The following is a 12,061-nucleotide window of genomic DNA, read 5'->3' as shown; positions in this document are numbered from 1 at the left end:
CGCCTGCCGTGTAATATTGGCCCGTAAAAATGGCAAAGGTTAATTAACCGCGCTCCATCGCCTACCGTGTAATATTGGCCCGTAAAAATGGCAAAGGTTAATTAACCGCGCTGCATCGCCTACCGTGTAATATTGGCCCGTGAAAACGGTGAAGGTTAAACAAATTTAGTTCTAGCTTAAAAAGCCCTGTTAATGCAGGGCTTTTTTATGTCATTAATTTAGCTAGGTGAATTAGCGATGCAGCTGTCTTTACCTTTTATCCAGCAAACAAAAAACTCGCACTAACATCAAGTAATTCAGCTTAATGTGATCTATATTACACAAACTCTGCATCGTAAGGCGCATGCTAGAGCTATGAAGATGGCGCATTCAAACCAAAAAAATTAATAGAATGCACTACTAATATCATTACATTTTACAAACTGGGGTTAGACAATGAAATATTCAGTAAGCGATCTTATCTATCAAGGCGAAACATCTGGCGTACATAACTGGGACACACTGTCAGGTTCCTCTTTTTACTGGCATCCTGATTGGCTACATATCGCCGAAGATATGACGGGCCATAGTGCAACTGCCCATATTGAACCGGCAGCCGACAAGGCCACTAAAACCGAAGCGGCTGAAGCGATTGTTAAACATCTAAACAAGTAAAACTCATAGTTAGCCTTGAATTAACGGCCTGAATCTATCGCCCTACGCGCTATTTTATCAATTAAGCTAGGGGCGATAATTTTAAACCAACGGCCGATTCGCCCTCTAAACGAGGTGATCAACAAACGCTGCCGCTTAGCGATTACCGGTAACATCATATTTGCGCACTGCTCTGCCGTCATAATTTTACTTTCTTGCATTGGCGTATCGCCCAAAGGTTTACCCTGCTCATCAAGCGCACGTTTATGGATTTCACTGACAACAAAGTCTGGGCAAATAAGCGTTACTGCAACCTTGTCATCTGCCACTTCAATCCGCAGGGAATCAAAAAAACCTATCATGGCGTGCTTAGAGGCTGCATAACCAGAGCGGGTTGGTACACCAGTCATTCCAGCTAGCGAGGCAACAGCAACGATTTGCCCTTGGGTTTGCTTAAGGTAAGGAATTGCTGCGTGAGTAAGATAGGCTGGACCTAAATAATTAACCTGCATAATTTTTGCTAAAACGCTTAGGTCTTCTAGCTCATCAAAGCGCGACCACATGGTCATGCCCGCGTTATTGATTAAGATATCCAACTTTGCAAACTTGTCGATACAAGCCTTAATCAGGCCGCTACATTGACTTTGAACGGCCACATCTGCAACGTGCACTAACGGCGGATTGCCCAATAGCGTTAAGTCTGCCGCTAAACTATTAAGTCGCTCAAGATTACGCGCACTTATCACTAAGTGACAATCAAACATTGCTAAGGCCAAAGCTAATGCGCGACCAATGCCTTCAGACGCGCCTGTGATAACAATGACCTTACCTGTTAACTTACTTACTAGTTCATCATTGAGGAGCTGATTAGTATACGGCATGGCGATCTAAGCTCGGTTAATTATGGTTATCCTCAACCTCACACATTAATCACTCAAGCGCAAATTTAGGCAATAGATTGCTCTAACAATACTTCGTATTTATAACTATTGAGTGGCTGCGGCCGACCGATGCCGTAACCTTGGGCATAATTAACCCCTATAATCTCTAGCTTGTCGATAATCTCTTGGTTTTCAACAAACTCTGCCACAGTCTCAATTCCCATGACTCGACAAACATCACTGACAGACTTTACGATGGCGTAATCTTTAGCATTACTCGCCAAGTGCTTCACAAAGCAGCCGTCTATTTTTACGTAGTCGACTGGCATCTCTTTAAGATAGCCATAAGAGGCAAAGCCACTACCAAAGTCGTCCAGAGCAAATGCAAAACCACGCTTACGCAGTTCAAATAACATTTTCATTGCTCGGCTATGATTTTGAATTGCGCTGGTTTCGGTAATTTCAAAACATACGCAGCTACTTGGTATGCCAAAACGTGCTTGCTGCTGCAAGATATAATTAACCATGCCTTCAGCACCAAGACTATTGCCAGACAAGTTAATTGATAGGCAGTGGTCGTGCCACACCTGCTCGTTTAACGACAGCCATAAAAAGGCTTTTCGGATAACCTCTTTATCAACTTCTACAATCAACTTAAATCGCTCGGCAGCTGCAATAAATTGTGCTGGCGGTAATATCCGCCCCGACGCATCTTGGATCCGTAATAATATTTCCATTCGTTGACGGTGACTGTGAGAAGAAAGCCGTTTGATTTTTTGATAGTAGAGGATCAGCTCGTTATTTTCGATCGCCTGTACAATACGCAAAGCCCAAGCAGGTGCATTACGTTGGGAACTAAGCTCTCTATCACGACTGTCATAAAAATGTATTTGATTGCTGCCTTTCTTCTTTGCGGCCAAACAAGCAACATTGGCATCTTTTAGTAGCTCGCAAACATCATCAATATCACGTAAACGCGCAAGCGCCACACCAACACTCACTCCAACTCGGTAACTGGTTCCTTTGTCTGTGATGACTTGGCGATGAATACTGGCAATAATCCGCTTAGTTAACTTAGCAATCTCTAGTGCTGAGGTATCTTTTATGACAAAACAAAATTCGTCACCATCCAAACGCCCCAATAGCTCATTTTGACTGAGACAAACTTCTAACGCTTTAGCGACTTGGCACAACATTTTGTCACCAACAGCAAAGCCGCAAGATTCATTAATCAATTTAAACTGCTCAAGATCTAAATACACAGCTGCAAGTGATTTTGTCCCTTCGATATAACTAGGTAAACGTTCTTCAAAAGCGGTTCGATTCAGCAGACCAGTGACTCTATCAAAATGCACACTTCGCTTGAGCTGGCGCACTAACAGCACTTCTCGAGTTGTATCTTTTATCACTAAAACAGCACCTACAACCTGCCCTGAGTGGCTAGTTAAGTTACTCAGTGTGCAACTCATCAATTTCGAAGGTTCAGTGCTAATCGTTAATGGCAGGGACTTCTGTGCAAGATCTCCACTTTGCATAAAGCCAGTCACTCTCTGCATTATTCCTTGATTAATCCCCAAAAGCACATCAGGATTTTTGCCAATAGCTTGCTGATTAGTGCATTGCAATAAACGCTCAGCATACGCGTTGATATAGGTAACATTGGCGTTAATATCTGTCAGTATTACCGCCTCTGAAATTGCGGCTAACGTGATCTTGGAATGATGCTCGTGCTGATAAATGTCTTGTAAAAAGTTATTAATGCCGCTGGTTAGCGGGGTAAATTGTTTCACCCCTTGGTTATGTATTTGCACAAGCTCAGCTGACTTTGGATCTAAATTGGCAAACTCTGCCGTTAATTTCTTAAATGGCTTTACTAGGCCAAAACGCAGCCAAAATAAGCCTGCTATTTGCAGAATAATAAACAGCAAGAATATAGCGAGGCTCAATAGCGTGTACTTCTGCTCCATTTTCAAAATTAACGGATTAGAAAATGACACTTTCAAGTGTGCAGGTGCTGTACCGAGTGAGGCAGGTAAATTGAGCTCTGCAATCGTCACATCGCCGAATTTATACAAATTAGTTGTAGGGGAGCCTTGCAGAACTTCAATATTGGTCACGAAGTTAATTAATCCAAGTGATTCGAAGTACTTAGCCGTTAACTGAGAAGTAAAAATTAATTCCTGCCCTAAATACTGACCAGGCTTAGTAGCAATAAAAAATGCCTGTCTTAGTGAAGGAGAAAAATAGATCCCTCTTTTGATATTTAGTGGGCTTAGGTAGGTTATAGGGCTGTTCTTTTTAAGCTCACTTCCATCTATTTGGCTTAATTGATTGCCTGTTTGTAAAAATACTTGAGTGTCGTTAAACAGCTCACCACGAGTCCACACTTGATTAGATGCAGCTGTTGCAGCGCTATACTCAGTAGAATCAACGGTCAACTGAAAGTGATCTAAGTCGTTGGTTATTTGTGATTCAATGCTTTTTATATATTTTTCTATGGCGTTGGTTCGAACAACTTCTATCTCACCTCGTAACCAGGTTATCCCTGTTAAGAAAACAGCAATAAGCAAAGGGACACAGACACCGAAGATAACCAATACAATTTTTTTTTCAGTTTGCATCTTAGGACAGCTTCTCTAATTCAAAACCAGCCAAACTCTGGCGACTACTTGGTTTGCGCTAGCAAAGTACCCCATTTTGCAACAGATAACACCTACCTTTTAAACAGTCGTTTATAAAAGCGACAACCAAGTCACGCTTACTCAAAAATATTGTAAATATTTACATTAAAACTCAACCAAAGTCTTCTGATAGCGGTAAAAAAAACAATTGTTAGATTTTTGTGATAATTAGGCGATATTGCGGTGATAACCCTTTGCCACACTATAACCATACAAAGCAAAGGAGCAATATTATGAAACTAAATCAAGTCACCAAATTACTCATTCTAAGCAGTGTTATTAGCCTACCTGCGTCTGCAGCTGAATTAGAAATAAGCATTACTAACCTAACCCACGGTAACCATTTCACCCCACTATTGATTGCTGCACACGATGCAGATAGTCATCTTTTTCAAGTGGGTGAAATGGCAACTAGTGCCCTACAAAAAATGGCTGAAGGTGGTGATATCGGCGATCTAGATGCCGCAGTTATGGGTGCAAATGGGGTTACAGTGACCAACCCTGCTGGCGGACTGTTAGCGCCAAGCGCTAAAGTTGATAGCATCATGCTAGATACAGGAGATATGACCCACTTATCAATTACCGCCATGGTGCTGCCCACTAACGATGCCTTTGTCGGCCTAGATGCTTGGAAGATCCCAACTGAAGCGGGTACCTATACCTTCACCTTAAATGCTTATGACGCAGGCACTGAAGCGAATGATGAAATTATCAATGGCGGTGGAATGTCAGGAGCACCGGGGATCCCCGCAGCGCCAGGTGGTGATGGCGGTATGAACGCTACAGGTGTAATGGACATGAGCAGTAATGATAAAGTTCATATCCACCCTGGCGTGCTGGGCGATACCGACTTACAAGGCGGCATGAGCGATCTTGATAGTCGAGTGCACCGCTGGTTAAACCCTGTTGCTCGCGTCACTGTTACCGTGAAGTAGGAGGTTAGCCATGAATATCTCCAAACTAAGTTTCAAAACAAGTAGTCTCGCTGCATTAAGTGTCGGTGCTTTATTGTTAGGCGGTTGCTCTGATAACGATCACACAAGCCCTGCCCCAATTACTCCACCAGCAGTAACTCCAACAATGCAGGACTACACTATTAGCGTTACAAACCTAACGGCTAACCAACCAATGTCGCCAATCGCTGTTGTCACTCATGCGGCCGATAGCCTGCTTTGGACCAGCGGTGAAAGCGCAAGCTTGGCACTGGAAACCTTAGCAGAATCAGGTGATGCCAGTGGCTTAACTGATGAAACTGGAATAACAGAACTTGTTAGTGGTGCAGGCATTTTAATGCCGGGGGCCAGTGAAGAGATAAGCTTAAGTCTTGACTCAACTTCTATTGCTGACTTATCTGTCGTGACAATGCTGGTTAATACAAACGATGCCTTTGCCGGCTTTACCGGGTATGACTTAAGTAGCTTAGCCGTTGATGAGTCTATGGTATTTAGAGTGATAACTTATGATGCCGGTACAGAGGCCAATAGCGAAGCCAAAGGCACAATCCCAGGTCCTGCTGACGGTGGAGAAGGGTTTAATGCCACCCGCGATGACTCAAATAAAGTGCACGCTCACCCCGGGGTTATTAGCAGCGATGATGGCCTAAGTGACTCAATACTCGATGCTTCACATCGCTTTGATAATCCAACATTACTTATCAAAATAAGCCGCACCGAATAAGCATCAGCTGATATAGATTAAAAATAGTACGTAATAAATGTTCCTATCGGCGGGTCTTGTTGGCAAGGACTCGCCTTTGGGAGCTAGGCATGAACGGAGCAAGCACAAGCAATGATCATATTGCTAATAAGCAAATCTTACTTGTTGAGAGTGAGCAAGACTTAGCTAAGCTAGTAATGCTAAATCTAAAAAGCATGAATCATGATGTGATCCACTGCACCACGCTACAACAGGCGCAGCAATGTTTGCGTAATAGCAAAATAGATTTGATTTTAATGGACAGAATGTTACCTGATGGCGACGCAATTACCTTGTGCCAACAGTTTCGTGATGCCGGAAACCAATTACCTTGCATGATGCTCAGCACTAAAAATTCTGAAGCCGATATCGTTTTAGGTCTTGAGTCGGGCGCCGATGATTATCTAGTAAAACCCTTTAGCCTGCTAGAGCTTAGAGCGCGAGTGAAAGCTTTAATACGCCGTTCAAACTTAGCAGAGAAACAAGAGCATGCGCTAAAGTTTGAAGGTATTACCATAGATTGTAATACCCGAGAGGTGATTGCCTTTAACGAAGTGCTTGAACTCACAGCCAGAGAGTTCGATCTATTGCTTTATCTTGCCCAACACCCTAAACAAGTATTTAGCCGTATGCAGTTATTAGAAGCTGTTTGGGGTTATTCTTACTCAGGTTACGAACATACCGTCAATAGCCATGTAAACCGTTTACGCTCGAAACTTTCTCGTAATGACCGCACCTCAAAACTGGTCAAAACCGTATGGGGAGTTGGCTACAAATTTACCCCACCAGTTGCGCAAGCATAAAACTCAATAATAATCCGAGCTTTCAAATGACAGAAACAATAAAGGCCCAGTAAACTGAGCCTTTAATAATCGTCAACGATCTGCTGTTAAGCGAATCGATTACTTGTGGTATTTAGCCGATAACTCATGGACTGAGTTAATGAACGAACCTGCGCGCTCTGGATCAACGTGCTGGTGAATACCGTGGCCCAAGTTAAAGACGTGGCCAGTACCTTCACCGTAAGCAGATAGAATTTGATCCACTTCTTGATGAATACGCTCAGGTGTACCGTAAAGTACTGATGGGTCCATGTTGCCTTGTAGTGCAACTTTATGACCCACGCGACGACGTGCATCACCAATATCTACTGTCCAGTCTAGACCTAATGCGTCACAGCCAGTTTCAGCCATAGACTCAAGCCATAGTCCGCCACCTTTAGTGAACAGAGTAACTGGTACTTGGCGACCGTCTGCATGGCGAGTTAGGCCATCAACAATCTTTTGCATGTAGCGTAGAGAGAATTCACGGTATGCGTGGTGAGAAAGCGCGCCACCCCATGAATCGAAAATCATTAGTGACTGAGCACCATTAGCAACTTGCGCGTTCAAGTACAAAGTAACTGAGTCAGCTAGCTTATCTAATAGCATGTGCAAAGTAGCTGGCTCTTCGTAAGCCATCTTTTTGATCTTTTCAAACGCTTTGCTAGAACCGCCTTCAACCATATAAGTTGCTAGCGTCCAAGGTGAACCAGAGAAACCGATTAACGGTACTTCGCCTTTAAGTTCACGACGGATAGTGCTTACAGCACGCATTACATAGCCAAGTTCATCTTCTGGATCTGGGATGCAAAGCTTTTTGATTGAGTCGATAGTGTCAGTAGGACGTTCGAAACGTGGGCCTTCGCCAGCTTCAAAGTACAGGCCTAAGCCCATTGCATCAGGAACAGTAAGAATGTCTGAGAACAAGATTGCAGCATCTAGGTCGTAACGACGTAGTGGCTGTAGGGTCACTTCACAAGCTAAATCTTGGTTCTTACAAAGAGACATGAAGTCGCCAGCTTCAGCGCGGGTGGCTTTATATTCTGGAAGATAACGACCAGCTTGACGCATCATCCAGACAGGAGTTCTGTCGACAGGCTGTTTTAATAACGCACGTAAATAACGATCATTCTTTAATTCTGCCATTTGGCTTGATTCCTAAACTTATAGTGATATCCGCTTGGGTCAGTAGTTTAGCATTTACGTTAATAAAGTAACCTGTAACGGTAAAATAATGTGACAAGTAACGCGACTAAATCCGCCAACTCTGAGATAGGTAACATTATTGGTATATTCCGACTGGTTATTTTATGGCGACAAATCACAGTTCACAGCTTGATATGAAAACGTGAAACAGATTCACATCAGAGCTTAACCTAAGCTGTATGGCTCGCAATGTGACAGAAAAAAGTTGCACCTCTTAGTTAGCTTTGGTATAAAAAGTCTGCGCTAGCAAGAACAATCAAGAAGCTCGTCGCATCGAGCCCGCAAAAAACTTTACTCGCCCAGCGATAGATTTCTATCGCTGGGCATTTTATTTTATAGCACTTTGTTTACAAGTCTTACAGTAAACCCCTCGTTCAGTATTTACGCATATTTCCTTTAAAAATGGTTGATCAAAACCGTATTCTTCCCCTACATTAGAGGTACAGAGACGGATTTTAATCGGGGAAAACCATGCTAAGAAAGCTAGAGAAAGCCGAACAAAAATGGGGCGGTTCAAATACGCTTATAGATCAGTGGTTAAACAATCGTCGTAACCTACTTATCAACTATTGCCAGATTGCTGGTATCCCACCGTATGAAGTAACTGATAAGTCATTACCTGCATTCGATTCAGTCAAACAGTTTTGTGATCAACTGATGGACTATGTTTCTGAAGGTCATTTCGAGATCTACAATCAGGTAGTTGCCGCCTGCGAGAAGAATGGTCACTCAAGCCAAGCGCTCGCGCAGCAGTTAGTTCCTCAGATCAGTGAAACCACCGACACCGCATTAGACTTCAACGACAAATACACCGAAGCTGACGATGAAAAAGTGCTGTTCCATTTAGATAAAGACCTATCATCTTTAGGTCATGCAATGGAAACTCGCTTTGCACTTGAAGATAAATTGCTAGAAGTACTCCACAGCAAACACTCTTAACAAATAACAACTGAGCCGACTCTGATGCCGGCCAGCTTTTGTTTAGACGAGGTATCTCGTCTAACTCACTGCTGTTTATCACTCATTGATATGCCCCCCCTGCAACTAAAATCAACGACTAAAGTCAGCAACTCAGCTTGCAACGATTGACAGCTTTTACCGCAGCCAACATATATCATTTAGCAGCTAACTTCTCTGGCTTAGAACGCTCATAACGTCTTTATAAATTCTTATACGTTAAAAACAAAAAAGCCTGCTAAATAGCAGGCTTTTCAAGCAAATGGTTTAACTCAAGTTAGCTTAAACCGCAGATTGGAAAATCACTTCATCTGCTTTTGCTGTGTACGATGCAATTTGGTCGAAGTTCAGGTAACGATAAGTGTCAGCTGCTGTTGCATCTAACTCTTTAGCGTATGTCTGATACTCATCTGGCGATGGTAGGCGACCAAGTAGTGCTGCAACAGCCGCTAGCTCAGCAGACGCTAGGTAAACATTAGCACCTGTACCTAAACGGTTCGGGAAGTTACGCGTAGAAGTCGATACTACGGTTGCACCTTCTGCCACACGTGCTTGGTTACCCATACACAGTGAACAACCAGGGATCTCGATACGCGCACCAACACGACCGAAGATAGCGTAGTAACCTTCTTCAGTTAGCTGATCACGGTCCATCTTAGTTGGCGGAGCGATCCATAGGCGTGTTGGTAAGGTTGATGCAAACTTATCTAGCATCTTACCTGTTGCACGGAAGTGACCAATGTTAGTCATACAAGAACCAACGAATACTTCGTCAATCTTGGTATCAACTACTGATGAAAGTAGAATCGCATCATCTGGATCGTTTGGTGCACAAAGAATTGGCTCTTTGATTTCATTCAAATCGATTTCGATAACTTCTGCATATTCTGCATCGCTATCCGCTTCCATTAGCTCAGGGTTTGCTAACCACTCTTGCATTGCAGTGATACGGCGCTCGATAGTACGGCGATCGCCATAACCTTCGCTGATCATCCACTTAAGCATAACGATGTTTGAGTTTAGGTATTCGATAATAGGGTCTTTACCTAGCTTAATGGTACAACCTGCAGCGCTTCGCTCTGCCGATGCATCAGAAAGCTCAAATGCCTGCTCAACTTTAAGCTGCTCAAGACCTTCAATTTCAAGTACGCGACCAGAGAAAGCGTTGATCTTGCCTTTCTTCTCAACAGTCAACAGACCCATTTCAATCGCTTTGTGTGGAATTGCATGTACTAAATCACGTAGCGTAATACCTGGCTGCATTTCACCTTTAAAGCGAACTAATACAGACTCAGGCATATCCAGTGGCATCACGCCAGTTGCAGCAGCAAATGCTACTAGACCAGAGCCTGCTGGGAATGAAATACCAATTGGGAAACGCGTATGTGAATCACCACCTGTACCTACAGTATCTGGCAGTAGCATACGGTTTAACCAAGAGTGAATTACACCGTCACCTGGACGCAGTGCAACACCGCCACGATTCATGATGAAATCAGGAAGTGTGTGGTGAGTATTTACGTCAACTGGCTTTGGATATGCCGCTGTGTGACAGAAAGACTGCATGGTTAAGTCAGCGCTGAAACCAAGACATGCTAAATCTTTTAGCTCATCACGAGTCATAGGACCTGTAGTATCTTGAGAACCTACAGATGTCATCTTAGGCTCACAGTATTGGCCAGGGCGAATACCAGTAACACCACATGCTTTACCTACCATCTTCTGTGCAAGGGTATAACCTTTGCCAGTGTCCGCCACATCTTGTGGGCGCACAAATTCAGTTGATGCATCAAGGTTTAGTGTTTCACGAGCACGGTCAGTTAGACCACGACCAATGATCAATGGAATACGACCACCAGCACGTACTTCGTCCATCAACACATCAGTTTTCAGTGAAAACTCAGAAATAACTTCTTCTGTGCCGTGGCGCTTAACAATACCTTGGTATGGGTAGATATCGATAACATCGCCCATTTCCATCTTGCTTACGTCTAGCTCGATTGGCAATGCACCCGCATCTTCCATAGTGTTGAAGAAGATTGGCGCGATTTTGCCACCTAAACAGAAACCGCCTGCGCGCTTGTTTGGTACATTCGGGATATCATCGCCCATGAACCATAGCACAGAGTTAGTTGCAGATTTACGTGATGAACCTGTACCAACAACGTCGCCCACATAAACAAGTGGGAAACCTTTGGTTTTTAGTGATTCAATCTCTTTGATTGGACCAATCACACCCGCTTCATCTGGCACGATACCGTCACGAGCGTTTTTAAGCATAGCAAGCGCGTGCAATGGAATATCTGGGCGTGACCATGCATCTGGTGCAGGTGATAAGTCATCGGTATTGGTCTCGCCTGAAACTTTAAATACGGTTAGCGAGATTTTTTCAGCAAGCTTTGGACGAGATAAGAACCACTCGGCTTCAGCCCAAGAGTGAACAACTTGCTTAGCAAAGTCGTTACCCGCTTGCATTTTTTCGACTACGTCATGGTACGCATCGAACATAAGTAGGGTGTGAGATAAGGCTTTTACTGCCAGTGGAGCTTGTGCTTCGTTATCTAGTTGAGCAATTAACGGCTCAATGTTGTAACCACCTTGCATAGTGCCAAGCAGCTCAACAGCGCGTTCAGATGACAGGATTGAAGATGATGCTTCGCCTTTTGCGACTGCATCTAAAAAGCCTGCTTTAACATATGCGGCTTCATCAACACCTGGTGGGATACGGTTTTCAAGCAGATCAAGAATGAACTCTTCTTCACCTGCAGGTGGATTCTTTACCAATTCAACTAGCTCTGATACCTGTTGGGCATCTAATGGCTTAGGGACTACGCCCTCTGAAGCACGTTCTGCGACGTGTTTACGATATGCTTCTAGCACGGCAACATTCCTCTTATTTTGGCGTTCTAACAGCCAAACTGCAGATCTCAAACAGACGCCAGCAGTTCGACAGACTCGATCCTTAATTCGAGCGCCATTATACTACAGCTTTGCGAAAGTATGAATTAGATCACACTCGCACCGAAGCAGAACAACACTCAGTCGACATCTCGAGCTATACAGTAAAACTATTTGTTTAAAAAGAAAACTAGACCATAGTGTGAAACATTGATCTAAATTATATAAATCATACATTTAAACTAATCCACACCTGCTTAGGTTAGCGATTTAAAAACATAAAACCACT

The 12,061-nt window shown here is 43.5% G+C and carries 9 protein-coding genes; 5 read left to right on the top strand and 4 right to left on the bottom strand.

What is annotated here, in order from left to right:
• The first annotated feature begins 435 nt into the window (after nucleotides 1-435).
• The gene (locus tag L2740_RS21130) at nucleotides 436-654 is read left to right on the top strand and encodes a hypothetical protein (RefSeq protein ID WP_248951969.1); all 219 of its coding nucleotides are present in this window, start codon (nucleotides 436-438) and stop codon (nucleotides 652-654) included.
• Nucleotides 655-674: 20 nt separating this feature from the next.
• On the opposite strand, the gene L2740_RS21125 is transcribed toward L2740_RS21130, so the two are convergent.
• On the bottom strand, nucleotides 675-1,514 hold the full coding sequence (locus L2740_RS21125) for an SDR family oxidoreductase (protein ID WP_248951968.1): 840 nt from the start codon (nucleotides 1,512-1,514) through the stop codon (nucleotides 675-677).
• A 65-nt stretch (nucleotides 1,515-1,579) separates the two neighbouring features.
• The gene (locus L2740_RS21120) at nucleotides 1,580-4,135 is read right to left on the bottom strand and encodes a sensor domain-containing protein (RefSeq protein ID WP_248951967.1); all 2,556 of its coding nucleotides are present in this window, start codon (nucleotides 4,133-4,135) and stop codon (nucleotides 1,580-1,582) included.
• 293 nt (nucleotides 4,136-4,428) lie between these two features.
• Between L2740_RS21120 and L2740_RS21115 the strand changes: the two genes are divergently transcribed.
• The 3 genes from L2740_RS21115 (at nucleotide 4,429) to L2740_RS21105 (ending at nucleotide 6,693) form a co-directional block, all read left to right on the top strand.
• Entirely contained in the window at nucleotides 4,429-5,130 is a 702-nt protein-coding gene (locus L2740_RS21115) for a spondin domain-containing protein (protein WP_248951966.1), read from the top strand.
• A gap of 10 nt (nucleotides 5,131-5,140) precedes the next feature.
• A complete protein-coding gene (locus tag L2740_RS21110; RefSeq protein ID WP_248951965.1) occupies nucleotides 5,141-5,872 on the top strand; it encodes a spondin domain-containing protein in 732 nt (243 codons plus the stop codon).
• An 89-nt stretch (nucleotides 5,873-5,961) separates the two neighbouring features.
• Nucleotides 5,962-6,693: a response regulator transcription factor gene (locus L2740_RS21105; RefSeq protein ID WP_248951964.1), complete on the top strand. Its 732-nt coding sequence runs from the start codon at nucleotides 5,962-5,964 to the stop codon at nucleotides 6,691-6,693.
• A 99-nt stretch (nucleotides 6,694-6,792) separates the two neighbouring features.
• Here the strand turns inward: L2740_RS21105 and hemE are convergent, their stop codons facing one another.
• Nucleotides 6,793-7,857, bottom strand: a complete 1,065-nt coding sequence (gene hemE / locus L2740_RS21100; protein WP_248471430.1) for a uroporphyrinogen decarboxylase — start codon at nucleotides 7,855-7,857, stop codon at nucleotides 6,793-6,795.
• A 531-nt stretch (nucleotides 7,858-8,388) separates the two neighbouring features.
• Between hemE and rsd the strand changes: the two genes are divergently transcribed.
• Complete coding sequence (gene rsd, locus L2740_RS21095; protein ID WP_248471431.1) at nucleotides 8,389-8,856, top strand: sigma D regulator; 468 nt, start codon at nucleotides 8,389-8,391, stop codon at nucleotides 8,854-8,856.
• Between the two features lie 300 nt (nucleotides 8,857-9,156).
• On the opposite strand, the gene acnB is transcribed toward rsd, so the two are convergent.
• Nucleotides 9,157-11,754 (bottom strand): bifunctional aconitate hydratase 2/2-methylisocitrate dehydratase, encoded by a 2,598-nt coding sequence (acnB, locus tag L2740_RS21090; protein WP_248951963.1) that lies wholly within the window; start codon nucleotides 11,752-11,754, stop codon nucleotides 9,157-9,159.
• Nucleotides 11,755-12,061 lie beyond the last annotated feature (307 nt).

The sequence above is a fragment of the Shewanella pneumatophori genome, assembly GCF_023283895.1.
GTDB lineage: Bacteria > Pseudomonadota > Gammaproteobacteria > Enterobacterales > Shewanellaceae > Shewanella > Shewanella pneumatophori.
Note: the sequence above shows the minus strand (reverse complement) of the source record. Positions and strands in the feature narration are given on the sequence as shown.